The organism is Rugamonas sp. FW305-51 (assembly GCF_058786935.1).
The window spans coordinates 1-25431 of sequence record NZ_JBYSZG010000066.1 but is presented as its reverse complement, the minus strand read 5'-3'; the positions used below and the strand labels follow the sequence as shown (position 1 = coordinate 25431).

The 25431-nt window shown below is 67.6% G+C and carries 22 protein-coding genes and 1 pseudogene; 12 read left to right on the top strand and 11 right to left on the bottom strand.

Annotated features, from left to right (window positions below; all coding sequences use genetic code 11):
• From AC3WOS_RS26725 to AC3WOS_RS26710, 4 genes are all read left to right on the top strand, one after another.
• The coding region (locus AC3WOS_RS26725) for a methyl-accepting chemotaxis protein (protein WP_492720112.1) at nt 1-504 on the top strand (504 nt) is incomplete at its 5' end.
• A 65-nt stretch (nt 505-569) separates the two neighbouring features.
• Nucleotides 570-2165, top strand: a complete 1596-nt coding sequence (locus AC3WOS_RS26720) for a methyl-accepting chemotaxis protein (protein ID WP_492720110.1) — start codon at nt 570-572, stop codon at nt 2163-2165.
• A gap of 94 nt (nt 2166-2259) precedes the next feature.
• Nucleotides 2260-3672, top strand: coding sequence for a HAMP domain-containing sensor histidine kinase (locus AC3WOS_RS26715; RefSeq protein WP_492720108.1), 1413 nt, complete (start codon nt 2260-2262; stop codon nt 3670-3672).
• Nucleotides 3669-4304 carry a response regulator gene (locus AC3WOS_RS26710; protein ID WP_492720107.1) on the top strand — a complete coding sequence of 212 codons (636 nt, stop codon included), beginning with the start codon at nt 3669-3671 and terminating at the stop codon, nt 4302-4304. Before AC3WOS_RS26715 ends, AC3WOS_RS26710 begins: the two co-directional genes overlap by 4 nt.
• Before the next feature lie 44 nt (nt 4305-4348).
• Here AC3WOS_RS26710 and AC3WOS_RS26705 read toward each other — a convergent pair whose 3' ends face one another.
• A complete protein-coding gene (locus AC3WOS_RS26705) occupies nt 4349-4801 on the bottom strand; it encodes a cupin domain-containing protein (protein ID WP_492720105.1) in 453 nt (150 codons plus the stop codon).
• 249 nt (nt 4802-5050) lie between these two features.
• Here AC3WOS_RS26705 and AC3WOS_RS26700 point away from each other — a divergent pair, with 249 nt between their 5' ends.
• Together AC3WOS_RS26700 and AC3WOS_RS26695 are read left to right on the top strand one after the other, a co-directional pair.
• Nucleotides 5051-5593 carry an SEL1-like repeat protein gene (locus tag AC3WOS_RS26700; RefSeq protein ID WP_492720104.1) on the top strand — a complete coding sequence of 181 codons (543 nt, stop codon included), beginning with the start codon at nt 5051-5053 and terminating at the stop codon, nt 5591-5593.
• Between the two features lie 306 nt (nt 5594-5899).
• Nucleotides 5900-7186, top strand: coding sequence for a TonB family protein (locus tag AC3WOS_RS26695; protein WP_492720102.1), 1287 nt, complete (start codon nt 5900-5902; stop codon nt 7184-7186).
• Between the two features lie 32 nt (nt 7187-7218).
• Here the strand turns inward: AC3WOS_RS26695 and AC3WOS_RS26690 are convergent, their stop codons facing one another.
• Nucleotides 7219-8124 carry a helix-turn-helix transcriptional regulator gene (locus AC3WOS_RS26690; protein WP_492720100.1) on the bottom strand — a complete coding sequence of 302 codons (906 nt, stop codon included), beginning with the start codon at nt 8122-8124 and terminating at the stop codon, nt 7219-7221.
• 7 nt (nt 8125-8131) lie between these two features.
• On the bottom strand, nt 8132-8758 hold the full coding sequence (locus tag AC3WOS_RS26685; protein ID WP_492720099.1) for a YbhB/YbcL family Raf kinase inhibitor-like protein: 627 nt from the start codon (nt 8756-8758) through the stop codon (nt 8132-8134).
• 229 nt (nt 8759-8987) lie between these two features.
• On the opposite strand from AC3WOS_RS26685, the gene AC3WOS_RS26680 reads away from it, so the two are divergent.
• From AC3WOS_RS26680 to AC3WOS_RS26665, 4 genes are all read left to right on the top strand, one after another.
• The gene (locus AC3WOS_RS26680; RefSeq protein ID WP_492720097.1) at nt 8988-9368 is read left to right on the top strand and encodes a hypothetical protein; all 381 of its coding nucleotides are present in this window, start codon (nt 8988-8990) and stop codon (nt 9366-9368) included.
• A gap of 73 nt (nt 9369-9441) precedes the next feature.
• Nucleotides 9442-10803, top strand: a complete 1362-nt coding sequence (locus AC3WOS_RS26675; RefSeq protein WP_492720096.1) for a TolC family protein — start codon at nt 9442-9444, stop codon at nt 10801-10803.
• Nucleotides 10800-12125 carry an efflux RND transporter periplasmic adaptor subunit gene (locus AC3WOS_RS26670; RefSeq protein WP_492720094.1) on the top strand — a complete coding sequence of 442 codons (1326 nt, stop codon included), beginning with the start codon at nt 10800-10802 and terminating at the stop codon, nt 12123-12125. Before AC3WOS_RS26675 ends, AC3WOS_RS26670 begins: the two co-directional genes overlap by 4 nt.
• Nucleotides 12122-15316 carry an efflux RND transporter permease subunit gene (locus AC3WOS_RS26665; protein WP_492720093.1) on the top strand — a complete coding sequence of 1065 codons (3195 nt, stop codon included), beginning with the start codon at nt 12122-12124 and terminating at the stop codon, nt 15314-15316. The genes AC3WOS_RS26670 and AC3WOS_RS26665 overlap by 4 nt, the downstream gene beginning before the upstream one ends.
• Before the next feature lie 18 nt (nt 15317-15334).
• Here AC3WOS_RS26665 and AC3WOS_RS26660 read toward each other — a convergent pair whose 3' ends face one another.
• On the bottom strand, nt 15335-15820 hold the full coding sequence (locus AC3WOS_RS26660; protein WP_492720091.1) for a cache domain-containing protein: 486 nt from the start codon (nt 15818-15820) through the stop codon (nt 15335-15337).
• 253 nt (nt 15821-16073) lie between these two features.
• On the opposite strand from AC3WOS_RS26660, the gene AC3WOS_RS26655 reads away from it, so the two are divergent.
• Nucleotides 16074-17219 (top strand): flagellin N-terminal helical domain-containing protein, encoded by a 1146-nt coding sequence (locus AC3WOS_RS26655; RefSeq protein ID WP_492720089.1) that lies wholly within the window; start codon nt 16074-16076, stop codon nt 17217-17219.
• A gap of 11 nt (nt 17220-17230) precedes the next feature.
• Here AC3WOS_RS26655 and AC3WOS_RS26650 read toward each other — a convergent pair whose 3' ends face one another.
• Nucleotides 17231-18463 (bottom strand): acyl-CoA dehydrogenase family protein, encoded by a 1233-nt coding sequence (locus tag AC3WOS_RS26650; RefSeq protein ID WP_492720087.1) that lies wholly within the window; start codon nt 18461-18463, stop codon nt 17231-17233.
• A gap of 17 nt (nt 18464-18480) precedes the next feature.
• A complete protein-coding gene (locus AC3WOS_RS26645; RefSeq protein WP_492720085.1) occupies nt 18481-19218 on the bottom strand; it encodes a histidine phosphatase family protein in 738 nt (245 codons plus the stop codon).
• 93 nt (nt 19219-19311) lie between these two features.
• Between AC3WOS_RS26645 and AC3WOS_RS26640 the strand changes: the two genes are divergently transcribed.
• Complete coding sequence (locus AC3WOS_RS26640; RefSeq protein ID WP_492720084.1) at nt 19312-20226, top strand: LysR family transcriptional regulator; 915 nt, start codon at nt 19312-19314, stop codon at nt 20224-20226.
• Nucleotides 20227-20345: 119 nt separating this feature from the next.
• Here the strand turns inward: AC3WOS_RS26640 and AC3WOS_RS26635 are convergent, their stop codons facing one another.
• The 5 genes and pseudogenes from AC3WOS_RS26635 to AC3WOS_RS26615 all read right to left on the bottom strand — a co-directional run.
• Nucleotides 20346-21020, bottom strand: a complete 675-nt coding sequence (locus tag AC3WOS_RS26635) for a PqiC family protein (RefSeq protein WP_492720082.1) — start codon at nt 21018-21020, stop codon at nt 20346-20348.
• Complete coding sequence (locus AC3WOS_RS26630; protein WP_492720081.1) at nt 21017-22642, bottom strand: PqiB family protein; 1626 nt, start codon at nt 22640-22642, stop codon at nt 21017-21019. Before AC3WOS_RS26630 ends, AC3WOS_RS26635 begins: the two co-directional genes overlap by 4 nt.
• On the bottom strand, nt 22623-23906 hold the full coding sequence (locus AC3WOS_RS26625) for a paraquat-inducible protein A (protein ID WP_492720079.1): 1284 nt from the start codon (nt 23904-23906) through the stop codon (nt 22623-22625). Before AC3WOS_RS26625 ends, AC3WOS_RS26630 begins: the two co-directional genes overlap by 20 nt.
• Nucleotides 23907-23973: 67 nt before the next feature.
• Complete coding sequence (locus AC3WOS_RS26620; RefSeq protein WP_492720078.1) at nt 23974-25206, bottom strand: M20/M25/M40 family metallo-hydrolase; 1233 nt, start codon at nt 25204-25206, stop codon at nt 23974-23976.
• Nucleotides 25207-25237: 31 nt separating this feature from the next.
• A pseudogene (locus AC3WOS_RS26615) lies at nt 25238-25431 on the bottom strand (urate hydroxylase PuuD); the annotation flags it as partial.

Sequence of the window (25431 nt, the reverse complement as noted above, 5' to 3'; positions counted from 1 at the left end):
GAACAGGGACGGGGCTTTGCCGTCGTCGCTGCCGAAGTCAGGAGTCTGGCCCAGCGCAGCGCGGCGGCGGCGCAGGAAATCAAGATCCTGATCGGCAATTCGGTGGAGCAGGTCGAGATGGGCAGCGCGCTGGTTGGGCAGGCCGGGGCCACCATGGAAGACATAGTCACCAGCATCCATCAAGTGACCGATCTCATGGGCGAAATCACGGCCGCCAGCCAGACGCAAAGCGGCGGGATCGAACAGGTCGATCAGGCGATTTCGGAGATAGACGAGGTGACGCAGCAGAATGCGGCGCTGGTGGAAGAATCGGCCGCGGCAGCGGGCGCGCTGCACCATCAGGCCGACCATCTGGCCACGGTGGTGAGCATGTTCAAGTTACACCCCGCGCAGACGATGACGGCAGCAAAGCCGGCCGGCGCAGGCGCACCACCGGTGGCGCTGCCCATGGCCATTGCCGGGCACGGCGCAATACGTACTGGCAGCGCAGCGTTGCGGGCCTGACGCTGATTTGGGTTTTGTTTCATGGTGAGTTAAAGAGGACGACAGTAGAAATGCATTTCACAAATATGAAAATCGGTACCCGGATGGCCATCGGCTTTGGCATTATCCTGACGTTGATGATCGCCCTGGTCGTAATCGGGTTGACGCGTTTTAGCAGCATAGGCGCGGCGAACCGCCAGATCATCGAAGTGGAGTGGGTCAAGGCCGATGCCGCCAACACGGTCAACCTGATGACGCGCGCCAATGCGCGGCGCAGCATGGAGTTATTGCTGGAGCAGGACAAGGGGAAGCTGGCACAGATCAACGAACGTATCGCCGTCAACAAGCAAACGATAGACGCGGCGCTGGCGACGCTCGAGCGGCTGGTCTATACCCCGGAAGGCAAAGCCATGCTGGAAAAAATCAAGCGCGAGCGCATGGCCTATGTCGCCTCGTTCAGCAAAGTGGGGAAACTGGTTGCCGAAGAGAACCGGGATGAAGCGATCCGATTGATGCAGACAGAAACGCTGCCGAAACTGGATGCGCTGCAGGAAACCGTCTCGACCCTGGCGACATTGCAGAAAAACTTGGTCGTAGCGAGCGGCATACAAGCGCAACGCGATATCGACCTGGCCCGTACCTTGACGCTGGCACTGGGTGTTACGGCGCTGTTGCTCGGTATTGGCCTGGCGCGATACACGACGCGTTCGATCACGGCGCCACTGAAGCAGGCGGTCAGGGTCGCGCAAATCGTGGCCGGCGGCGACCTGACCAGCCGCATCGACAGCAGCGCGACGGACGAGACCGGTCAACTGCTGCACGCACTGAAAGTGATGAATGACGGCCTGGCGGCCATCGTCGAGCAGGTACGTGCCGGCACCGACACCATCGCCACCGCCTCCGGCCAGATCGCCGCCGGTGGCCAGGATCTGGCTTCGCGCACGGAGCAGCAAGCCGGGTCGCTGGAAGAGACCGCTTCGTCGATGGAAGAGTTGATATCGACCGTCAAACAGAATGCGGCCAATTCCCTGCAGGCCAACGAACTGGCACAGGCGGCCTCGGAAATCGCCGTCACCGGCGGGGCGATGGTGACCAGGGTGGTCGACATCATGGGCTCGATCAACGCGTCCTCCCGCAAAATCGTCGACATTATCAGCGTCATCGATGGCATCGCGTTCCAGACCAACATTCTGGCGCTCAATGCGGCCGTGGAAGCGGCGCGCGCCGGCGAACAGGGCCGGGGCTTTGCCGTGGTCGCTTCCGAGGTCAGGACACTGGCCCAGCGCAGCGCCGCGGCGGCCAAGGAAATCAAGACCCTGATCGGCGACTCGGTGGAGCAGGTCGATCTGGGCAGCGCGCTGGTGGGCCAGGCTGGGGCGACCATGGAGCGGATCGTGGCCAGCATCCACCAGGTGACCGATATCATGGGCGACATCACGGGCGCCAGCCAGGCCCAGAGCAGCGGCATCGAACAGGTCAATCAGGCCATCTTGGAGATGGATGAAGTAACCCAGCAGAACGCGGCGCTGGTGGAAGAATCGGCGGCCGCGGCCGGCGCCTTGCACGACCAAGCCGACAACCTGGCCAGGATAGTCAGCGTGTTCAAGCTGCACAACTTGCCAGCCAGGACGTTGGCAGCGGGAACGCAGCGGCTCCTGAGCACCGGCGTCGGGATCGCGTAGCGGGTGGCGGTAGACGACGCTGCCATCACGGCGGGCAAATTTCCCGCCCGTTTTATGGCATCATCGCCGCACCCGCCCACTTCCTGCCCCGCCCATGTCCGTCCATGCCCAGCCGCGCCCCGTCGACCTCAAGCGCCAGCTGTTGGCGCGGGTCAGCCTGTTTGCCTTGCTGGTGCTGGTGCTGAGCACCACCGTGGCCTTGCTGGAAACGCGGCACCGGGTGCGCGGCGACATCGGGCGCACCGGCCACGTCATCGGCCAGCTCATCAGCGACGCCGTCGGGCGCAGCGACAACGCCTACAGCCGCACACTGGACGGCTCCGACCTGGACCTGGCCCCGCTGCAGCCGATCGGCAAGCTGGTCAATTTTTGCCTGAGCCTGACGGACATCTATTCGCACCAGGTGGGCCGGCGCTGTTTTGCGACCACGGCGCAACTGCCCGCCATCCTGGAACGGGCGATGCGCGCCGTGATCGGCGCCGACGCCGTGTACCAGGGCCCGGTGGGCCGCTTCCCCGGCATCACGGTGGGCCAGCTGACCGTCACGCCGAACTACGGACGCGAACTGCTGGACCTGGCCGGCAAGCTGGCCCAGCTGCTGGCACTGACGGCCATGCTCCTGCTGCTGAGCTTTTTCGTCTACCGCCCCGTACACCAGGCACTGGCGCCGTCGGCCGACATCCTCGACACGCTGGGACGGATGGAAGCGGGCGACCTGCGCGCGCGCATGCCCGCCTTCGCCCTGATCGAACTGAACCGCATCGGCGCCGCGTTCAACCACCTGATCGACCGGCTCGAACTGACCATCCGCGGCCAGCAACGGCTGGCGCACCGGCTGCTGTCGGTGCGCGAAGAGGAACGGGCCCACCTGGCGCGCGAACTGCACGACGAATTCGGCCAATACCTCGCTTCGCTCAACGCCGAAGCGGCCTACGCCCGCGAACTGGCCGAGGAAGGCGTGCCGGCCCTGCTGCCCTGCGCCGAGTCCATCGGCAAGACCAGCGGCCACATGATGGAAGTGCTGCAGCAGATCCTGCACCGGCTGCGTCCCGGCGGCCTGACGGAATTCGGCTTGCGTCCCAGCCTGCAGCAACTGGTCGACGGCTGGAATGCGCGCTGCCGCGGCCGTACCGCGTTCACGCTGGACGCCGATGCGGCCCCGGCCGGCCTGCCCGACGATATCGGCGTCAGCATCTACCGCATCGTCCAGGAAAGCATCACCAACGCCGTGCGCCACGGCCGCGCGGGCCAGGTCACGGTGACGCTGCGCCCGGACCAGGCCGGCCTGCTACTGGAAATCCGCGACGACGGCCTGGGCGGCGCCCGGCGGCCGGCGCCGCAGGCGGCCAACCGCCGCACGGGCGGCTACGGCTTGCTGGCCATGGAAGAGCGGGTACTGGCGCTGGGCGGCACGCTGCGCGTCCAGTCCGTGCCAGCCGGCGGCACCGTGGTCAGCGTGGCGCTGCCGCTGGCAGCGCCGGACGGCAGCGCCACGGCGGCGCCATGATCCGCATCCTGCTGGTCGACGACCACGCCGTCGTACGCGAAGGCTACCGCCGCCTGCTGGAACGGCGCCCCGACCTGCGGGTCGAGGCTGAAGCGGGCAGCGCGGAAGAAGCCTTGCAGCGGCTGCGCGCGGGCGACGTGGAACCCGACGTGATCGTGCTCGACCTGTCGCTGCCCAACATGGGCGGGATCGAACTGATACAGCGCATCGCCCAGCGCCAGCCGCTGGCGCGCATGCTGGCCTTCAGCATGCACCGCGATCCACTGTTCGCGGCCCAGGCCTTGCGGGCCGGCGCGCTCGGCTACGTCACCAAGAGCAGCAGCCCCGACATCCTGATCGATGCCATCTACCGCATCGCGCGGGGCGAGAAAGTACTCAGTCCCGACATCGCGCCCGACATCGCGCTGAGCCTGCTGGGGCGCGACGCCAATCCGCTGGCGGAACTGAGTCCCCGCGAATTCGAAATCCTGCGTTTGCTGCTCGACGGCCAGGGCGCCGAACAGATCGGCAACACTCTCAGCATCAGCCCCAAGACGGTCCAGAATGGCCACTACCAGATCAAGGCCAAGCTGGGCGTAAAGACGGACATCGAACTGACCCGGCTGGCCATCAAGCTCAAGCTGATCGCCTGAGCACGCTGCCGCGACGGCGGCAGCGGCAATGGCGGCCTCCCCCGTCAGCCCGGCACGGCGGCCAACTGGGCCTGGTGCAACTCGACCAGCATGGCGAACGTCACCGTGCCGATCGGCTGGAGGGCGTCGTCCAGCAATTCATAGAGCACCTCGTCGTCGCCCGGGCGGATGCTGAAGGCGATGATGACGTCCTGCTCGCCGCCGCCTTCCCGGTGCGGCAATTCGCTGGCCGGTGACACGGTGTAGCTGCCCGTCGGGCGAATTTCGCGCAGGCTGCCATCCGTTTCGTACAGCCGGTGTTCGCCCTGCAGCACCAGCGTGTGGTTGAGCGCGCGGTGGCGATGCAACACGATCTGCTCCCCGGCAGGCAGCTTGAACAGGACGTCGGCAATCCGGCTGCGGGGATCGACGTGCAGGATGTGGTAAGAGAAAGCGGGCACGAATTCGCCAAAGCGCGTCCAGTGGATGGCATGGTCGTCGAACGGGCGGGTAGTCATCTGAATTATCTCCTTGAAGTTGTGGGCAGGTGCCGCTGTCATTACAACGCGCCGCGCCCCCGTTCTCCTAGGGGGCGCTGCCCGCGATGGCACGGGTAATTTGCCCGCCCGGTCCGCCACCGCATGCCGGGCAGATTGCCTGCCGGGCGACAGGCAGATTGCTGTATGCGTCGCCGTCGCGTGCCACCTAACATGGGCACCGTGGACGCGCAATGTTGCGCGTCACGGCACCTGGGGAAGGACAACGACATGAGAAACATCCTGCAGTTCGGCCTGCTGGCCATCGGCCTGAGCGCCGGCCACGCATACAGCGGCGATAACCGGTTTTGCGGCGGACAGGTTCAACAGGCGGACTCACCGGCCGACCTGGCCCACGTGGTCGGCGACCAGACGGTGGAATATGCCGTCGATCAACCCGCCAGCCCCGTGGTCTGCAGCGCCGGCTACGAGTCAGCCAAGTGCGGCGACTTCGACTCGGCGTACAGGATTTTCGACAAGTGCATCGCGGCCGGCTATGTCGGCGCCATGGTATGGAAGGCTTCCGCGCTGGAGAGCGGCGCCGGCGGCAGGATGCCCGATCCGGTTGCCGCCGTCGACCTGGTGCGCCGCGCGGCCATGAGCGGCCATACGCCGTATGCGACGCTGGCCAAGCTGGACTATGCGCGCAGCCTGTATCACGGCAAAGGCGTGCCCAGGAATGAGGCCGAAGCGCGCACGTGGTTTGAAGCGGCCGCCGAGGACGGCAACCGCGACGCCATCGACATTCTGCGCACTTGGCCGCCGGCCCGGTAACGCGCAGGGGGAGGACGTTCGCCGCGGGGCGAACGCTCCGCCGAACAGCGCCGCCACACGCCCATCACACCACCTGACACTGCACCCGTCCCGCGTACGCGCAGACGTCGCCATGACCGGTCTCCAACCAGTAGCAGCCCGCTGCCACGTGCATTTCGACCATTTTCGTTGTTTTTCAATCATTGTTTAATAAACGACAGCCCAGGATGCCGCCTCAAGGCATGCATTTCAATATAGTATTCTGTACAACTAAATAAGTTTCCAGGTCCCAAGTCGCTTCAGTGCCGCAGACCAATAACAATAGCTATGTTGACAAAATACTACAGTCATTACGACTGTCTCAACGTCACGCGCGAAGCTCCCGCTGAGGTGATCCGCGCGGCCTATCGTTCACTATCGCAAAAGCACCATCCGGATAAGAACATAGGCGACCATGACGCCGCACAGAAAATGATGCGGCTGAATGCCGCCTACAGCGTGTTGTCCGATTCAGAACAAAGGAGATTGTATGATCTACAACTCCTCGACCAGCAGCCTGTGTCACAACCGCGTCATGCCTTGCTCCGCCATCTCGCGAAAGGCAGGAATGGGCGCAAGGTTGCCATGCTGCTCGGGGGAATTTTCATTGTCCTGCTCCCCGTTTCCTGGATGATCTGGGCGGACAATCAATCGGCGCTGCGGATAGAACAGGGGATGATACTTGCCACCGGCAAGGCCAACACCCCAGCGCCCGGATGGCCGCCCGTCCCGCGACAAGCCGATGAAGGGCCTGCGGGCAGCGGCGCCCCGAACGCCAGGACAGCGCCCGTCGGCGCCAGCGGGCACGTCGCTCCACCTGACCAGCGAGCGGCCGCGGCTACCTTGGCGGCGCCGGCCACCATGGCCCAAGTGCCGGCTGCGCCCGGCGCCGCGACCAAGACATCGGATTTTGCGCGCCTGGCCGCCATGTTAAAGAGCATGGGGCTGGGCCTGCACAAACTGGAATCGCCCGCGCTGGCGGCCAATGGCAAGCCTGCGCCGGTGCCGGCAGCCGAACCGGCCAGGACAGCCGAGCCGGCCACGGCAAATGCGGCGCCAGTCGCTCCCCTGCCCGCCGCCAGTGCCGCCGCGCTGTCCGAAAAGAGCCGGGTGCGCGAAGAGGTGGTTCGGCCAGCCGCGTCCGACACCGCGCGCGGCGACGCGAAATCCGTGGCCGATAGCGGCCGGACGGGCCCGGCGCCGGCCGCCAGCCCGAACGCGGCAAGTACCAGCCTGGGCGCAGCCGGCGCCAGCCTGAGCGCAGCCGGTCCCGGCCCGAATGCAGCCGCCACCAGCCATGCGCCGCGCACCGCCGTCATCGCCGATGCGCGCAGCTGCGTCGCACCGCCCTATCCGATCAATGCCTACCGCAATGGCCAGGCCGGCACCGTGTTGCTGGCGCTGTTAGTGGCAAGCGATGGCCGGGTCGTCGAATCGAAAGTGCAGAAATCAAGCGGTTCGTCCGAACTGGACAGGGCGGCGCGCAACGCGCTCTCGCTGTGCAAGTTCAAGCCGGCCGAAGGTCAAACGGAGCCGACCTGGGCCAATCTGAGCTATGTGTGGTCCATCGACTGAGCAGGCCAGCGCAGGCATGGCACGCAAACGGCTCAGCGCACCTGCGAAGGTGAACAGCCGAAACGCTCGCGAAACCGCAGCGTGAACCGCCCGTGCGCCTGATAGCCGCAGGCTTGGGCCACCGACGCGATATTCCAGTCCGTGGTCTGCAACAGCGCCATGGCGTGGTGCATGCGCACTTCCAGCAGCAGCGATTCAAAGCGTAGCTGCTCGGCGGCCAGCCGGCGCCGCAGTGTCGCCTCGCTCATGGCCAGCGCCCTTCCCGCCTGGGCGGTCGTCCACGGGTGGCCAGGGGTGTCGCACAGGAGCATCCGCAAGTGATCGCCGACGCTTTGCCTGGCGGGGCGGGCAAAGACGATACCGCGGTCGGCCAGGGCCAACAGCAGCCCGACCAGGCGATGCTTGAGCACGCGGTCGCTGACCCGGGAAGCGTCCACACCGTGGACGCAATGGTGGATGGTCTCCAACAGATCTTCATCCAGCGGCACCCCGCTGCAGCGGGCGACGGGTGGCAGGGACGCGCTGTCGTGCTCATGCCGCACATGGAACTCGCGTATCACGTCCGGAGAAAATGCCAGCAACAGCGAGCGGAATTGCGCATCGGGACCGCCCGGTATTTTCTGCAGGTCGGCGCACACGTTCTGCGCCACCGCCATGAGCGCGGCGGGGCCCTCCAGGCACATCTGCATCCCGCCGTCGTCGAGGATCAGCGTGCCCGAACCGACCAGCAGCAGGGTCGCTTCCAGAAAACGGAAGCGGCTGGCGCGCTGCGCCTGCCGCAGGCACGGCTGGGCCAGCATGCACAGGCCGCGCCGCGCGACCGGCATGCCGGACGGCAGTATCCAGCGCTGCCCGTCCGCCGGGGTGGCGCCCGGCTCGCTGGCAACTGCGGCCGATACTGGCCGCCAGCGCCCGCCCGCCGCTCCTGTGCCGTCCATGCCGCCCTTACTGCAGCTTGGGGTTGAGCGTGTAGGTGCCGGTCAGACGCGCCTCGGCCAGCACATGGCCGGCGATCGCGCGGCGCACGGCCTGGCCGTCCAGCGGCTGCGCTTTCGGCAGCGCCGGCACGTCGAGCGCATAGAGCGTGAACACGTAGTGGTGCAGCAGCGTGTCGTTCCATGGCGGGCATGGACCGTCGTAACCATAGTAGTTGCCGCTCATCTGCGCGTCGCCGGCGAACCAGCCCGTGTAGTCGTTGATGCCGTGGTTCATGCCGCCCGGCGCGGCCGGCCCCGGCTTGCCGTGGGGCGTGACGCCGTCGCTGTGGCTGCCCGCCGCGATCTCGCGGGTGGCGGCCGGAATATCGACCAGCAGCCAGTGGAAGAAGTCCACGCGCGGCAGCGTCGCCGGCACTTCGCGCCCTTCCTGGTTCACGTCGTCGCCCCGGCTGGGCACGTCCGGATCGTGGCAGACCAGCACGAAGGACTGGGTGCCGGCCGGCACGTCGCTCCAGGCCAGGTGCGGGTTGCGGTTGCCGGAGAGCGCGATGTGGCTGCCCGGATCGGTCACCGCAAAGGCGAACTCGCCGGGGATAGGCATCTGGTCGGAAAAGCTGGTGCTGGACAGTTTCATGGCGATATTCCCAAAAGGTTGAACTGAGTGGGAAAATTATAGTGGCCATCGACCGCGCCCAGTACACTTATCCGATCAATATTGCTGCCTTTCCGATCAAATTGACGGCTTGGTCATCATCGGCCTGGCAAGCCGAGGGCAATCGGGACCGCGAACGGCATGCCACGCGCCATCAAGCCGGTCCGACATTCTTAAGCCTGCGCTCAGCGTTCTCCATTACACTGTCCTCATGCGCCGCACCTTCCCCTCCCTGTTCCGGCTAATCGCCTGCCTGCTCGTCATGACCGTCATGAACGCCGGCATGGCCATGGCCATGTACGTCTGCCCGCAGCAGACGGCGGAACCGGCACAGGCGCGCGCCATGGCCGGCATGCCGTGCGCCGGCATGGACCAGGAAAAGCCCATCCAGTGCGCCGAGTACCAGTCCGGCGCCAAGGTGGCGCATGACCACGCGGGCACCGCGCCCGACCTGGCGCCCATTTCCATCGCCTTCATCATTCCCGCCGCCACGCCGGCCGTGCCGCTGCGCCTGGCCCCGGGCTGGACCGACATGGTGCCGCCGCTTGGCACCGACCCGCCCTACCTGCAGACGCAGCGCCTGAGAATCTGACACCTCCCCTTTTGGTTTGCGCCGCCCGGCCCATGGCCAGGCCGGCGCTCGTCTTTCACCACAAGGGGTATCCATGTCCACACCATACATTCCGCAAGCCGGCGCCGGCCGTCCGCACCATGGCGCGCGTCCAGAGCCACGCCTCGGCACAGGCCGTCCACTGCGCGCCGCACTGCGGCTGGCGCTGCTCGCCGCGCTGTCCTGCGCCTCCACGCTGGCCTTCGGGCAGGCCGCCAACCTGACGCTGGACGAGGCATTGCGCCTGGCCACCGGCGCTTCGGCCGCGAGCCAGGCTGCACAATCGGCCGTCCAGGCCAGTACCGAGGCCGCCGCCAGGGCCGGCCAGCTGCCCGACCCGATGCTCAAGCTTGGCATCGACAACGTGCCGCTCAGCGGCCCCGATCAATTCAGCACCACGGCCGACTTCATGACCATGCGTAAGCTCGGCATCGAGCAGCAATGGGTATCCGCCGACAAGCGCGCGGCCCGCCAGCTGCGCGCCAGCCGCGCCGTGGAGGCGGAACAGGGCGCCTATCTCGACACCGTGGCCAGGGTGCGCGCGGAAGCGGGCAAGGCCTGGCTGACCATGCTGTACGCGCAGCGCGCCCTGCAGCTGTACCGGCAACTGGAACAGGAGACGGCGGCCGATTTGCGCGCCGTGCGCGCCAGCCATCGCGGCGCCCAGGCCACGGCCACCGACGTGCTGCAATCGCAGCTGGAACAGGCCCAGGCCGGGGACGACGCGCGCCGCGCGGAGCAGGAACTCCAGGCCGCGCGCATCGCCCTCAAGCGCTGGACGCGCGTGCAGGCCGACGCCGTGGCCGACGCCGCGCCGTCCCTGTCCACGCATGCCGCGACAAAGGACGACGCGCAGCTGGAACAGCGGCACCCGGCCGCCATCGCGGCGCAACGCGCGACCGCGCTGGCCGATGCCGACGCGGCGCTGGCCGTGCGCGAGCGCAGTCCCGACTGGACCTTCGAGGCCGGCTTCAGCCAGCGCGGCAGCCAGTACGCCAACATGTTCTCGTTCGGCGTGAGCATTCCGCTCACCGTCAACCGCGGCCAGCGGCAGGAGCGCGAGGTCGCGGAGAAGGCGGCCCTGGCCACCAGCGCCCGTCTGCGCCATGACGACGCCCTGCTGGAACTGCGGGCCCAGCGCGACACCATGGCCTCGGAACTGGATAGCGCCAGGCAGCGCATCGCGCAACTGAACGCGGACCTGCTGCCGGCGGCACGCGAACAGGCCGCGCTGGCCACGGCCGCCTACCGCTCCGGCGCCGGCCCGCTGTCGGCCGTCTTCAGGGCCCGCCGCACGCTGCTGGAAAAGCAGCTGCAACTGAACGAACTGGAAAAGCAGGCCGCCCTCATCTGGGCCCGGCTGGAACTGGACCTCATCCCACACGAGCTGGCGCAAGCCGCAGGGGCAGCACAATGAACAAGCTATTCAATCCCACCAACCTGATACTGGCGCTGGCGGCGGCAGGACTGTCCTACGGCGGCTACCTGCTCGGCACCCACGCGGGCGGCCAGAACGCGGCGCCCGGCGCCGCCCCCGCATCGGCCATGGCGCCCAGGACGGCGCCCCCGGCCGACACGAAGATCGACCCGAAAACGGGCCGCCGCGTGCTCTACTGGCACGACCCGATGTCGCCCGGCCAGCGCTTCGACAAACCCGGCAAGAGCCCCTTCATGGACATGGAACTGGTGCCCGTGTTCGCCGATGACGGCGCCGACAACGCCACCCAAGACGCCGCCGGCGACGGCGGCGGCGTGCGGATCAGCCCCGCCCTGCGCCAGAGCCTGGGCATACGCTACGCCACGGTGCGCCGCGCCGACGTGCGCGACGCGCTGTCGCTGGTGGGCACCACCCAGTTCAACGACAGCACGACGGCCGTGCTCCAAAGCCGCGTGACCGGCTACATCGAGCGCCTGCACGCGCGCGCGCCCATGCAGGCGGTGCGCCGCGGCCAGCCCATCGCCACCCTGTTCGTGCCGGAATGGCTGGCGCCGCAGGAGGAATACCTGGAGCTGCGCCGCAGCGGCAACGACGCGCTGGCCGCCGCCGCGCGCCAGCGCATGCGGGCGCTGTCCATTCCCGATGCCTTGGTGGCCGAGGCGGAACGCAGCGGCAAGGCGCAGCGCGGCTACACGCTCACCGCGCCCGTCTCGGGCATCATCACAGAACTGGGCGTGCGCGAAGGCGCCATGGCCAGCCCCGGCATGACGATCGCGAAAATATCGGCCATCGACCATCTCTGGCTGCTGGCGGAAGTGCCCGAATCGCAGGTGCCCAAGGTCCGTCCCGGCATGGCGGTCAGCGCATCGTTCGCCGGCGCGCCGCAACGCAGCTACACGGGCCGCGTGCGCGAACTGCTGCCCAGCGTGAACGCGGCCAGCCGCACCGTGCAGGCCCGCCTGGAACTGGACAACCGCGACGGCGCGCTGATCCCCGGCATGCTGATGCAGGTGCAGCTGGAAGGGGCCAGGGCGGAACCGCGGCTGCTGGTGCCCACGGAAGCCATCATCACCTCCGGCAAGCGCGCCGTGGTGCTGGTGGCCGACGAACAGCGCGGCATGCGGGCGGTCGCCGTCACAGCTGGCCGCGAGCTGGGCGACGACACGGAAATCGTCAGCGGCCTGGAGGAAGGCCAGAAAGTCGTGGCCTCCGGGCAGTTCCTGATCGATTCGGAAGCAAGCCTGAAATCGGCCCTGCCAAAATTCGACGACACCGCCCCGGCCGCCGGGAGCAAGAAATGATCGCCCGCATCATCCGGCAGTCCATCGCCCACCGCATCTGGGTGCTGCTGGCCGCCGCCCTGCTGGCGGCGTGGGGCCTGGTGTCGCTGCGCCAGACCTCGCTGGACGCCCTGCCCGACCTGTCGGACACCCAGGTCATCGTGCGGGCCCAGTATCCGGGCCAGGCGCCGCAGCTGGTGGAGGACCAGGTGACCTATCCGCTGACCACGGCCCTGCTGTCGGTCCCCGGCGCCAGGACGGTGCGCGGCTACTCCTTCTTCGGCGACTCCTTCGTCTACGTGCTGTTCGACGACGCCACCGATCCGTACTGGGCCCGTTCGCGCGTGGCCGAGTACATCAACCAGGTGCAAAGCCGGCTGCCGGCCGGCGTGCGCGCCGAACTGGGGCCGGACGGCACCGGCGTGGGCTGGGTCTACGAATACGCGCTGGTGGACCGCAGCGGCGGCCACGACCTGGGCCAGCTGCGCGCGCTCAACGACTGGTTCCTCAAGTTCGAGCTGAAAACGGTGGCCAACGTGGCAGAGGTGGCCAGCATAGGCGGCATGGTCAGGCAGTACCAGATCGTACTGGACCCGGACCGGCTGCGCGCCTACGGCATGTCGCACGCCAAGGTGCTGGAGGCGCTCGGCAAGGCGAACCAGGAATCGGGCGGCTCGGTGGTGGAGCTGGCCGAGACGGAATACATGGTCCGCTCGCACGGCTATCTGCGCTCGCTCGAGGACTTCCGCAACATCGTGCTCGACGCCGGCGACAGCGGCACGCCCGTGTTGCTGCGCGACGTGGCCAGCGTGCGGCTGGGCCCGGAAATGCGGCGCGGTATCGCGGAACTGAACGGCGAGGGCGAGGTGGCCGGCGGCGTGGTCGTCATGCGCTCCGGGAAGAACGCGCTCGACACCATCCAGGCCGTCAAGGCCAGGCTGGCCACGCTCAAGGCCTCGCTGCCGGCCGGCGTGGAAGTGGTGACGACCTACGACCGTTCGACGCTGATCGCGGCGGCCGTCGCCAACCTGCGCGACAAGCTGGTGGAGGAATTCATCGCCGTCGCCGTGGTCTGCGCCCTGTTCCTGTTCCACCTGCGCAGCGCCGCCGTCGCCATCGTCTCGCTGCCGCTGGGCGTATTGGGCGCCTTCATCGTCATGCGCTACCAGGGCGTGAACGCCAACATCATGTCGCTGGGCGGCATCGCCATCGCCGTGGGCGCGGCCACCGACGCGGCGCTGGTGCTGATCGAGAACGCCCACAAGCATCTCGAAGCGTGGCACCACGCTCACCCGGGGCAGGCGATCAGCGCCGCGCAGCGCTGGGAGCTGATGGCGCAAGCGTCGATCGAAGTGGGCCCGGCCCTGTTCTTCTCGCTGCTGATCGTGGCGCTGTCGTTCATCCCCGTGTTCGGCCTGGAGGCGCAGGAAGGCAAGCTGTTCGCCCCGCTGGCCTACACCAAGACCTACACGCTGGCGGCGGCGGCCGGCCTGGCCATCACGCTGGTGCCGGTGCTGATGGGCTACCTGATCCGGGGCCGCATTCCCAGCGAAGCGGCCAACCCCGTCAACCGCCTGCTGGTGCGCGCCTACCGCCCGCTGCTCGACGCCAGCCTGGCCCGCCCGCGCACCACCATCGCCGTCGCGCTGGCGGCGCTGGCGCTGACGGCCATCCCGCTGTCGCGCCTGGGCGGCGAATTCCTGCCGCCGCTGAACGAGGGCGACCTGCTCTACATGCCCTCCGCCCTGCCCGGCCTGTCGGCGGCCAAGGCCGGCGAACTACTGCAGCAGACGGACCGCCTGATCAAGACGGTGCCGGAAGTGGCCACCGTGTTCGGCAAGGCCGGGCGGGCCGAATCGGCCACCGATCCGGCGCCGATGGAAATGTTCGAAACGACCATCCAGTTCAAGCCGCGCGACCAGTGGCGGCCCGGCATGACGCCGGCCAGGCTGGTGGAGGAACTGGACCGGGTGGTCCAGGTGCCGGGCCTGGCCAACGTGTGGGTGCCGCCCATCCGCAACCGCATCGACATGCTTTCGACCGGCATCAAGACCCCGGTGGGCGTCAAGGTGTCCGGGCCGGACCTGCAGCAGATCGACCGCATCGCCACCGCCATCGAGGCGGCCGTCAGGCAAGTGCCGGGCGTGACGTCGGCGCTGGCCGAGCGCCTGCGCGGCGGGCGCTACATCGACGTGACGGTGGACCGGGCCCGCGCCGCCCGCTACGGCCTGGCCGTGGCGGACGTGCAGTCCGTGGTGGCGGCGGCCATCGGCGGCGAGAACGTGGGCGAAGTGGTGGACGGGCGCCAGCGCTTCCCCGTCAACGTGCGCTATCCGCAGGACTACCGCAACTCGTTGCAGGCGCTGCGCCAGCTGCCCCTCATCACGCCCAGGGGCGCCCAGATCCTGCTGGGCGACGTGGCCGCCATCGCCGTCAACGACGGGCCGCCCATGATACGCAGCGAGAACGCCCGCCTGTCGGGCTGGGTCTACGTCGACGTGCGCGGCGTGGACCTGGCCGGCGCCGTGCGCGCCATGCGCGCGCGCGTGGCGCGGGACGTGGCGCTGCCAGCGGGCTACGCCATCGGCTGGTCCGGCCAGTTCGAATACCTGGAACGGGCCGAGGCCAAGCTGCGCACCGTCGTGCCGCTGACCCTGCTGGTGATCTTCCTGCTGCTGTATTTCGCCTTCCGCCGCGTGGGCGAGGCGGCCCTGCTGATGCTGACGGTGCCGTTCGCGCTGATCGGCGGCTTCTGGCTGGTGTGGGCGCTGGGCCACGCCGTCTCTGTCGCCACGGCGGTGGGCTTCATCGCGCTGGCGGGGCTGGCGGCCGAATTCGGCGTCGTGATGCTGGTCTACCTGCGCAACGCGCTCAACGCCCGCCTGGCGCAGGGACGGCCGCTCACGTCCGAGCTGATACTGGAGGCGATACGGGAAGGGGCCGTGCTGCGCGTGCGGCCCAAGGCCATGACGGTGGCCGTGATCCTGGCCGGCCTGCTGCCCATCATGTACGGCAGCGGCGCCGGCTCGGAAGTCATGCAGCGCATCGCCGCGCCCATGGTGGGCGGCATGGTGACGGCGCCGCTGCTGTCGCTGTTCGTGATCCCGGCCGCGTGGCGGCTGCTGCAGGAATGGCAGCTGCGGCGCGCCGCCGGGCGTCAGCAGCTGGCCGCACCGGCGCCGGCCGCTCCCGCCGATCCTGCGGTGAGCTAGGCCGGCGCGGGGCCGGCGTCAGGGCTTGTAGATGCCGGTCCCGATGCAGAACTCGTCCACCTTGACGACGTAACTTTGCTTGGCTTCGACCGTGTTGGTCACGGGGTTGGGCCACTTGTAACTGACCCAGCCCTTGCCTTCCCGGGAATTGCAGGTCTTGAAGATCTCGCGGATCAGGTAGACGCCGTCGGCGTCGCGCATTTCCGACAAGTCCTTGCCGACAATCTTGGGATTTTTGCCATGCACCAGCTGGCCCGCCGTCACCTGTTTGGCGTTGAACATGAACAGGTACAGGTCGCCCTTGCGGTTGATGTCGCTGGTCGAGTTGAAGGGGCTGGTGAGCGTATTGAATTCGGCGATCGATTTTTCCGGACCGTTTTTCTTCAAATAGTCGATCGCCTTGTTCACCAGCGCCACCGCCTCCTCCGCGTTGCTGCGCTCCACCGCCTGCGCCGGCAGCTGCCATGCGGCGGCCAGCAGCACCGCCATCGTCCACTTGCCCATATCGTTCCCCTTTTTACCTTGCCGTGAGCGGCTATCTTGTTAAAACCATGCTAGGAGCATTTGCCGGGCCCGTCAACGATACGGCGTCAATTGCTGGCCAGTGTGTTGCGGCCCGGGTGTCATTTTCCACCAGGCAATAAAATGAATGGACGATTCGAGAATAGTGTTACAGTAAACACCTGTTTCCCCACCCGGCAATCCCAGGCCGTGGCTGGCGCCGGCTACGCCGCGACTGGCCCGTGCCAACCGTCTCATGCTGAGCCTACACACCAATCTGGCCTCGCTGTCTGCGCACGTCGCCCTCGCCCGCTCCGAGGGCAGGATGGCGCACGCCGCGACGCAGCTGGGGACGGGCCTGCGCATCAACTCTGCCATGGACGACGCGGCCGGGCTGCAGATCGCCACCCGGCTGGCTACGCAGAGCCATGGCATGGCGATGGCCGTCAACAACATCCAGAAGTCGCTGTCGATGCTGCAAACGGCCGAAGGCGCGCTCGATGAGAGCAGCACCTTGCTGATACGGATGAAGGATCTGGCCACCCAGGCCGCCGACGCCTCCTCTTCACCGGCCGACCGTACGGCGCTGCAGGCGGAATATGCCGCGTTGACGCACGAATTGAGCCATATCTCCAGCGGCACCACGTTCGGCGGCGCCAAACTGCTGCTGGGCGATACGGCGGTGGAAAAGACGGCCGTCGCGGCATCGGCCACGGCGGCGACGGCCACGGCGGCCGGCGCCAACGCCGCCATGGCCGCCGCCCTGATCAACTACAACAACGCCATCGCCGCCGACGTGGCCGGCTCCACCCCGGCCACCCAGGCCGCGCGCGCCGCCGCCGCCAGCGCCTATACGGCGGCCAGCGGGATCGCCGGCGTGGCCCAGGCCACGGCCACCGAGGCCCAGACTTATGCGGCGGCGGTGGCCGGGGCGACCATCGCCGATGGCGTCTTCTCCAAGCCGGTCAAATTCCAGATCGGCGCGTCCGCCAGCGAAACGATGAGCGTTGACCTGACGGTGCAACTGGGCGCCATGCACGCAGCCCTGCACGCCGTCTCGGCCACCTACGATACCTTCGGCATCGAGCGCAACAGCGACGGCACCGAACTGCTGACGTCCGCCGGCGCGTCGGCCATGATAGACAAACTGCAAAGCGCCATCGACGCCGTGGCCGGCGTGCGCTCCTTCCTGGGCGCCACGGCCAACAGGATGGACTACGTGCAGGGCAACCTGGCCCACGGCCAGTTCGACACCACCGTGGCCAGGGGCCGCATCGTCGATACCGACTACGCCCAGGCCAGCGCCGACTTCGTCACCAACCAGTTGCTGATGCAGGCCGGCGGCACGGTGCTGCGCCAGTCCAACAGCATCTCGTCGATGGTGATGTCGCTGTTGAGCTGACGCGGCGCCGCTTAATGGCTGGCGGCCGGCTCCCGGTAGCGCGCCAGTTCCATCTTGCCGATCTGGGCCCGGTGCACCTCGTCCGGACCGTCGGCCAGGCGCAGCGCGCGCGCCCACGAATAGGCCGGCGCCAGGAACGGGTCGGCCATGCCGCCGCCGCCGTGGATCTGGATCGCCCAGTCGATCACCTGGCACGCCATGTTGGGCGCGGCCACCTTGATCATGGCGATTTCCTTGGCCGCCACCTTGTTACCCACCGTGTCCATCAGGTGCGCCGCGTTGAGCACCAGGAAGCGCGCCTGGTCGATCAGGATGCGGGCTTCGGCGATACGCTCCAGCGTCACGCCCTGCTGCGCCAGCGGCTTGCCGAAGGCGACCCGGCTCACGCTGCGGCGGCACATCTGCTCCAGCGCGCGCTCGGCCAGGCCGATCAAACGCATGCAGTGGTGGATGCGGCCCGGCCCCAGGCGGCCCTGGGCGATCTCGAAGCCGCGGCCCTCGCCCAGCAGGATGTTCGACACCGGCACCCGCACGTTCTCGAACACGATCTCGCTGTGGCCGTGCGGCGCGTCGTCAAAGCCGAACACGGGCAGCTGGCGCACGATGGTCACGCCCGGTGTATTGCGCGGCACGATCAGCATCGACTGCTGCTTGTGGCGGCTGGGATTGGCCGCGTCGGTCTTGCCCATGAAGATGAACATCTGGCAGCGCGGATCGCCGGCACCGGACGACCACCACTTGCGGCCGTTGATCACATACTCGTCACCCTCGCGCACGATGCTGCTCTCGATGTTGGTGGCGTCGGACGAGGCCACGGCCGGTTCCGTCATGGCGAAGCAGGAACGGATGCGGCCATCGAGCAGGGGCCGCAGCCACTGCTCCTGCTGCTCTTGCGTGCCGTAGCGGGCCAGCACTTCCATGTTGCCCGTGTCGGGCGCGGAGCAGTTGAACACTTCCGACGACCAGGTGGCGCGGCCCATGATTTCGCACAGCGGCGCGTATTCCAGGTTGGTCAGGCCGGCGCCCAATTCCGATTCGGGCAGGAACAGGTTCCACAGGTCGGCCGCGCGCGCCTTTTCCTTGAGTTCCTCGATCACGCGGGTGGGCACCCAGGCGTCGCCGGCGGCGCGGTTGGCTTCGATCTCGGCGTAGAAGCGCGGTTCGGCCGGATACACGTGTTCTTCCATGAAGGCCGACAGGCGGGCCTGGAGCTGCTGTACTTTCGGGCTGTATGCAAAATCCATGATGAGGGGGTTCCTGGTTAGATGTAGGTAACGGCGCCAGCTTCGCCCAGCCATTCCAGGTGAGCGTAGTTGTTCAGGGAGCTCAGGCTGATCTGGCCCGGCGTGTGGCGCAGGCGCGTGACGGCGCCGTTGGCCAGGCTCCAGTTGAGCGTGACGACCTGCCGGTCCGGCAAGCCGAGCAGATGCTGGGTCAGGGCCGCGATCACGCCGCCCGAGGTGAACACGATGCTGGCCTGCGACGGCGCGTCGGCGCCGGCCGTGCCCTGGGCCGCGTCGGCCTGGGCCGCCACGCGCTCGAGCGCGTCCACGCAGCGCTGGCGGAACTGGGGCCAGCTTTCCACATAATCGTCCCCGTGCTGGCCGCTCATCCAGCGCAGCATGGCTTGCTCAAACAGGTTGCGGAAGGCCAGCTGCGGCTGCGGATACCGGGCCAGCAGGCGCTTGAACGCGTCCGCGTCGGCGAACTCCGGGCAGTGGATTTGCAGCACCTGATGGTGGTCGAACTCGGCGAAATCCGTATCGGTCTGCCACTCCGTGTCATGCAGCAGGGCCTTGGGCAGCTGGCCCAGGCAGGTGTCGGCGCTCTGGCGGTGGCGCTGCATGCCGCCCGTGACCACGCGCTGAAAGCCCTGGCGCGTGTTGGCGAACCACTGTCCCAGCAGGCGCACCTGCTCGAAACCCAGCTCCGACAGCTGGTCGTAATTGGCGCTGCCGAACGACGCTTGGCCGTGGCGCACCAGATAAATATTCCCCATTTCGCTCGCTCGTTGGTTGCAGAATAAGACACAGCTTACCGCCAGGCCTATAATTCATCAAATGAATAGTATTAATCATCCTGTATAAATCTCATGCATATATCGCGTGTCGACCTCAATCTGTTCATCGTGTTCGAAGCCATCTACGCCGAAGGCAGCCTGACCCGCGCCAGCCTGAAGATGAACCTCACGCAGCCGGCCATCAGCCATGCGCTGGGGCGGCTGCGCCAGCTGTTCGACGATCCCCTGTTCGAGCGCCAGGGCCACGTGATGGTGCCCACCCCGCTGGCCCGTTCCATCATCGAGCCGGTACGGCAGGCGCTGCGCGGCTTCGAAGTGACGCTGAACGGGGTGGAGCGGTTCGACCCGGCCAGCAGCGAACGCACCTTCTCGGTGGCGCTGCGCGACGTACTGGAAGCGAGCGTGCTGCCGCCGCTGATGGCCGGGCTGGCGCACAGCGCGCCCTCGGTCGGGCTGAACGCGCTGCAGGTGGGGCGGCGCGAACTGGAGAGCGAGCTGGCGGCCGGCACGCTGGACGCGGCGATCGACATCCTGTTGCCGCTGTCGACTGACGTGCGCCACACGCGGCTGGTGCGCGACAACACGGTGGTGCTGGTGCGGCGCGGCCACCCGCTGGTGCGCGACGGCGCGCTCGACATGGACACCTACCTGCAGCTGGAGCACATCATGGCCAGCTCGCGCCGGCGCGGGCCGGGGCTGGAAGACTTTGAACTGAGCCGGATGGGACTGCAGCGCCGCATCCGCCTGCGTTGCCAGCACTACTTCGCCGCCTGCCGCGTGGTCAGCCAGACCGACCTGGCGCTGACGATACCGGAACGGCTGGCGCAGGTGGTCAACGGCCAGTTCGACAACCAGATCCTGCCCTTCCCGCTGGCCATGCCGTCGCTCGACATCTACCTGTACTGGCACGCCAACGTCGACAACGACCCCGCCAACGTCTGGCTGCGCCAGCAGCTGGCGGACGTGACGGCCGCCCTGCCAGGCTAGCAAAAAATGGGGACGTACCCCTTTTTTTGCCCCTTTTTTTTGAAAATGGGGTACGTCCCCATTTTCTTTCGTCTCTATTTTTCGAAATGGGGTACGTCCCCATTTTTTCGTCCTAATTTTCAGCAACCGGGGCCGCCGGCGGCGAGGCGCCGTACCGCCGCTGCGATGCTGTCGGCCAGCCGGCCGACGGCGCGCCGGTGGCCGTCCACCAGGGCGTCATAGCCGGGCGCTACCGGCTCTTTGAGTTCGCTGCGGCAGGTCAGCACCTTGGGACTGCCCGCCAGCCGCACGCTCCACACGGCGTCCAGCAAGGCGTATTGTCCTGGCGCCGATTCGAAGCGCTGCACGCTGGTGCTGATGCGGTAGATGGCCGCTTGCTCAGGCGCGGGGGTGCGGAACACGTCGATCGCGCCCAGCCGCGCCGACAGCGCCAGCGACAAGGCCTGGCCGATCTCCGACGCCAGCGGCGCCGACCAGCGTTCCTGTTCCAGTAAATCGATGCGGCCCGCGCCGGAGGTGATCACCAGCTGGCTGCGCGCCACCTGCGGCGGCACACTGGGCGCCAGCACTTCGATGAAATACGGCGCGGCAGCCGGCATCGTGGCGCCGGCCGATGGCAAGCCGTTGCTCAAGCTGTAGAAATGGTCGGGCGGCGCACTGGCGCAGCCAGCCAGCGCCAGCACCGATAGCACTGTCGCCGCAACTTGCCGCAAGCCGGCCGGCGGCGCGACACGATGCGCTACCGCGACGGACAACTCTGCCTGCAGCGGGCGCGCACGGGATCTGGACTTCATTTGCGTTCTCCTTGTTTGCCGCGTATCAGCGCCTCCGGATGGCGCTCCAGGTAGTCGGACAATGCGTTCAGCGATTGCAGCGTTTGCGTCAGCTGCTGCAACGCTTCGCGCAGGTCGGACTGCACCGGCGAGTCCTTCTGCAGCAGCACTTCGGCCGTGCCGAAGGTCTGGCGCGCCGCGCCCAGCGTCTGCTTCATCTCGGGCATCAGCTGCGCGTCGACCTGCTTGAACAGCGTGTCGGCGCTCTTGAGCGTGTCGCGCAGGTTGTTGCCGATCTCGCCGAACGGCACCTGGTCGAGCTTGTGGGCGATGCTGGCGATCTGGGTCTGCAATTCATCGAGGCTGTTGGGCACGGTCGGCATCACCATCGGATACTGGCTCACGTCCAGCTTCACGTCCGGCGCCTTGGGGAAGAAGTCCAGCGCCACGTACAGCTGGCCGGTCAGCAGGTTACCCGTGCGTAGCTGGGCGCGCAGGCCGCGGCTCACCAGGCGCTCGAGCACGGCCTGGCCGGCGTTGCGGTCCGGATCAGCCGCCATGGCCTGCTGGAAGCGCTTGCCCAGCCGCTCGGGATACATGTCCACCGTGACGGGCATGCGGAAGCTCTTCCTGGCCTGGTCGTACTCGACGCCGACCGAACGTACCTCGCCCAGCACGATGCCGCGGAAGTCCACCGCCGCCCCCGGCGACAGCCCGCGCAGCGACTGGTCGAAATACAGCACGGTGGTGATCGGCAGTCCGTCCGGCTCGCGCATGGCGCTGGCCTGGTCCGGCGCCAGCAGGAAGCCGGTGCCCGCTGGCGCGGCCGCCTCCGGCTTCTGCCCGCTCATCGATTCGAACGCGATACCGCCCACCAGCAGCGCCGTCAGCGACTGGGTGTTGAGCTTGAAGCCGTTCGAGTCCAGCCGCACGTCGACCCCGCTGGCATGCCACCAGCGCGTGTTCACGCCCACATAGCGGTCGTAGGGCGCGTTGACGAATACCGTCATGCTCACGCCGCGCCCCTTGTCGTCCAGGTCGAAACCGATCACCTGTCCGACCTGGATGCGGCGGTAGAACACGGGCGAGCCGACGTCGATCGAGCCCAGGCTCTCGCCATGCAGCGTGAACTGGCTGCCCTTCTGGTCGCCCGTCACCTGCGGCACCCGTTCCAGTCCCGTGAAGTCGTGGCGGGTGACACCCGACTTGCCCGCGTCCACGCCGATGTAGGCGCCCGACAGCAAGGTGTTCAGGCCCGACACGCCGCTCGCGCCCACGCGCGGGCGCACCACCCAGAAGCGGGTGTCCTCGGCCGTGAAGCGCTTCGCTTCCTTGCTCATGTCTATCGTCACCAGCACCTTGGACAGGTCGGGCGCCAGCGAAATGGCGCGCACCAGGCCGATGTCGACGTCCTTGTACTTGACCTTGGTCTTGCCCGGTTCCAGCCCGTCGCCGGTGCGGAAGCTGACGACCACGGTGGGGCCCTGGTCCAGGATGGACTTGACCACCAGCGTGGCGCCGATCAGCGCGGCCAGCAGCGGCACCAGCCACACCAGCGAGGGCAGCCAGCGGCTGGCCTTCTCCACCACGGGTGCCGGCAGCTGGATATGGCCGCCCGTGTCGTCAGGGCCTTTTTCTTCCATGCGTTTCTCCAGTCGATACTATAGGGTCCCAGATCAGGCGCGGGTCGAACTGCATGGACGCCAGCATGGTCAGCACCACCACCGCGCAAAAGGCCAGCGCGCCGGGGCCGGCCGTGATTACCGCCAGCGTCTGGAAGCGCACCAGCGCCACCGTCAGGGTAATGACAAAGATGTCGAGCATGGACCAGCGCCCCACCAGCTCCACCAGCCGGTACAGCACGGTGCGCTGCAGCGGACGCCAGCGCGAGCGGCGCTGCGCCGTCCACGCCAGCAGCGAGAGCGCGGCCAGCTTCAGTACCGGCACCACGATGCTGGCGATGAAGATGATGGCCGCCAGCGCCGGCGAACCGCTGTGCCAGAAGTAGATCACGCCGCTGATGATGGTGTCGTCTTCCTTGCCGAACAGGGAATGGGTGTACATCACCGGCAGCAGGTTGGCCGGGATGTAGAGGATGGCGGCGGCCAGCAGCAGCGCCCATGTGCGGCCCACGCTGTCCGGCCGGCGCCGGTGCAGCGCGGCGCCGCAACGCCCGCAGCGCGCATGCCGGTGCGGATGCGGGCCCCGGTCCTCGGCCACCAGGCCGCAGACGTGGCAGGCCAATGCGGGCGCGCCGCCGCTCAGCACGGCCGCCGGCGCGGGCAGCGCCGCCCCTTGCGCGCGGGCCTGCTCGTCGGCCAGCTGCCACAGGATGCGCGGGTCGAACGCGGTAACGACGGCCAGCATCAGCGTCAGCGCACCAAAGGCGAACAGGCCGGGGTGCAGCACCACCTGCGCCAGGCTGGTCATCTTGACGATGGTGATCAGGATGCCGATCATCAGCACTTCCGTCATGCCCCAGTGGCGCGCCGCCTGCACGATGCGCAACAGCCGGTGCAGGCCGGGCGGATGGTGGCCGGCCCGCAGGCCCAGCGTGACGTACAGCAGGCTGCCCAGCTCCACGGCCGGCAGCAGGATGGTGCACAGGAAGACGATGGCCGCCACCACCTGCATGTCCTCGCTCCACAGCACATGGATCGCGCCCAGCAGGGTGGCGCTGGAACGCAGGCCGTTGACGTCCAGTTCAACGATGGGGAACAGCTGGGCGATGAGGAAGGTGAGGATGGCGCCCAGCACCAGGGCCGCCATGCGGTCGGCATCGGAGCCGATACCGCGATAGAGGACAGAACGGCAGCGCACGCAGCGCGCCTTCTGGCGCGGCGCGAGCGGGTGCCGGCGATGCAGCGCCCCGCAGTCATGACAGCTGATCAGTTCATATCGATGCACGGCCACTCTCAGGCTGGGTCCAGCCTGCATGATACGACAAGCGGCCGCGCAGCGGAGCGGGGCCGTATCAGGCGGCCAGGAAGTCCAGCAGCGTCATGGCCACCACCTTGGTCGCCTTGCGCAAGTCTTCCAGCAGCAGCCGCTCGTCGGCCTTCTTGGCATTGGACTCGGGCACCGTGCGCGGGCCGGCGCCATACAGCACGGCCGGGATGCCCTGCTCGCCGTACAGGCGCGCGTCCGCATACAGCGGCGTGCCCTGGGCCGGGATATCCTCGCCGATCACCACCTTGGCGTTCTGCTGCAGGTTGGCCACCAGCTGCTCGCTGCCCGGCTGCGGACGCAGCGCGTGCGACAGCAGCAGGCGCTTGATCTCGATCCGGATGCCCGGCTCGCCGCGCACGGCGTCTTCGATCAGGGCCCGCACCTGGGCCTCGACCGTCACCGGATCTTCTTCCGGAATCATGCGGCGGTCCATCTTCATGACCACCTTGCCCGGCACCACGTTGGTATTGGTGCCGCCGTCGATACGCCCCACCAGCATGGTGGGCGAATCGATGCCCGGCACCTTGGACTTGAGTTTCTTCAGTTCCGGCAGCTGACCGTAGATGGCGTTCAGTATCCTGGTTGCCGCCTGCAGCGCATCATGGCCCGTTTCCGGCATGGCGCCGTGGCCGGACTTGCCATGCACCGTGATCTCGAACTGCAGGCAGGCGTTGTGGGCGGTGACGATGTTGTAGCTGAAGCCGGCCGCGATCACGAAGTCCGGTTTGGTCAGCTTTTGCTGCAGCAGCCAGCCCGGTCCCAGCAGGCCGCCGAATTCCTCGTCGTAGGTGAAGTGCAGTTCCAGCCCGCCCTTGAGCGGCACGCCCAGCGCCTCGAGCGCGCGCACGGCGAAGATGTAGGTGGCGAAGTCGCACTTGGAGACGGCGGCCGCGCGGCCGTAGATGTAGCCGTTGTCGATCACGCCGCCGTACGGCGGATAGGTCCAGTTGTCGCCCGGCGGCACCACGTCGCCGTGCGCGTTCAGGGCCACCGTGGGCCCGCCCGGCTGGTAGGGCCGGCGCACGATCAGGTTGGTGATACTCTCCATGCCATAGTCGTGCACCACGTCGCGCGGCACGGCATGCTTTTCCGCCTGCCAGCCGTAGGCCTTGACCAGCTCCGCCACCATGTCCGCATGGGGCGCGTTGTTGCCGGGCGGGGTGTCGGTGGGCACGCGCAGCACCTGCTGCAGCACCCCCACTTCCTCGTCGAAATGGGCATCGATCCAGGCCGCCAGTTGTTCTTTTTGAGTGCTCATCTTGCTTCTCTCTCTGTAGGGGTGGGCGCGCTTACTTGGCGCCCGATTCGAACCAGGCCGCGATGGTGGCCCGTTCCGCGTCCGTCATATTGGTCAGGTTCCCGATCGGCATGGCCTTGAGCTGGACGGCCTGCTTGTAGATCTTCTCGGCGCTCTGGTGGATCTGCTGCTCGTTGTCGAGCACCATGCCGAGCGGCGCGGTGGCAAAGCCGGGCTGGGTGGGAT

Excerpts from the sequence above, each read along its gene's own strand:
- AC3WOS_RS26720 (WP_492720110.1), top strand. The coding sequence starts at position 570 with ATGAAAATCGGTACCCGGATGGCCATCGGCTTTGGCATTATCCTGACG.
- AC3WOS_RS26715 (WP_492720108.1), top strand. The coding sequence starts at position 2,260 with ATGTCCGTCCATGCCCAGCCGCGCCCCGTCGACCTCAAGCGCCAGCTG.
- AC3WOS_RS26710 (WP_492720107.1), top strand. The coding sequence starts at position 3,669 with ATGATCCGCATCCTGCTGGTCGACGACCACGCCGTCGTACGCGAAGGC.
- AC3WOS_RS26705 (WP_492720105.1), bottom strand. The coding sequence starts at position 4,801 with ATGACTACCCGCCCGTTCGACGACCATGCCATCCACTGGACGCGCTTT.
- AC3WOS_RS26700 (WP_492720104.1), top strand. The coding sequence starts at position 5,051 with ATGAGAAACATCCTGCAGTTCGGCCTGCTGGCCATCGGCCTGAGCGCC.
- AC3WOS_RS26695 (WP_492720102.1), top strand. The coding sequence starts at position 5,900 with ATGTTGACAAAATACTACAGTCATTACGACTGTCTCAACGTCACGCGC.
- AC3WOS_RS26690 (WP_492720100.1), bottom strand. The coding sequence starts at position 8,124 with ATGGACGGCACAGGAGCGGCGGGCGGGCGCTGGCGGCCAGTATCGGCC.
- AC3WOS_RS26685 (WP_492720099.1), bottom strand. The coding sequence starts at position 8,758 with ATGAAACTGTCCAGCACCAGCTTTTCCGACCAGATGCCTATCCCCGGC.
- AC3WOS_RS26680 (WP_492720097.1), top strand. The coding sequence starts at position 8,988 with ATGCGCCGCACCTTCCCCTCCCTGTTCCGGCTAATCGCCTGCCTGCTC.
- AC3WOS_RS26675 (WP_492720096.1), top strand. The coding sequence starts at position 9,442 with ATGTCCACACCATACATTCCGCAAGCCGGCGCCGGCCGTCCGCACCAT.
- AC3WOS_RS26670 (WP_492720094.1), top strand. The coding sequence starts at position 10,800 with ATGAACAAGCTATTCAATCCCACCAACCTGATACTGGCGCTGGCGGCG.
- AC3WOS_RS26665 (WP_492720093.1), top strand. The coding sequence starts at position 12,122 with ATGATCGCCCGCATCATCCGGCAGTCCATCGCCCACCGCATCTGGGTG.
- AC3WOS_RS26660 (WP_492720091.1), bottom strand. The coding sequence starts at position 15,820 with ATGGGCAAGTGGACGATGGCGGTGCTGCTGGCCGCCGCATGGCAGCTG.
- AC3WOS_RS26655 (WP_492720089.1), top strand. The coding sequence starts at position 16,074 with ATGCTGAGCCTACACACCAATCTGGCCTCGCTGTCTGCGCACGTCGCC.
- AC3WOS_RS26650 (WP_492720087.1), bottom strand. The coding sequence starts at position 18,463 with ATGGATTTTGCATACAGCCCGAAAGTACAGCAGCTCCAGGCCCGCCTG.
- AC3WOS_RS26645 (WP_492720085.1), bottom strand. The coding sequence starts at position 19,218 with ATGGGGAATATTTATCTGGTGCGCCACGGCCAAGCGTCGTTCGGCAGC.
- AC3WOS_RS26640 (WP_492720084.1), top strand. The coding sequence starts at position 19,312 with ATGCATATATCGCGTGTCGACCTCAATCTGTTCATCGTGTTCGAAGCC.
- AC3WOS_RS26635 (WP_492720082.1), bottom strand. The coding sequence starts at position 21,020 with ATGAAGTCCAGATCCCGTGCGCGCCCGCTGCAGGCAGAGTTGTCCGTC.
- AC3WOS_RS26630 (WP_492720081.1), bottom strand. The coding sequence starts at position 22,642 with ATGGAAGAAAAAGGCCCTGACGACACGGGCGGCCATATCCAGCTGCCG.
- AC3WOS_RS26620 (WP_492720078.1), bottom strand. The coding sequence starts at position 25,206 with ATGAGCACTCAAAAAGAACAACTGGCGGCCTGGATCGATGCCCATTTC.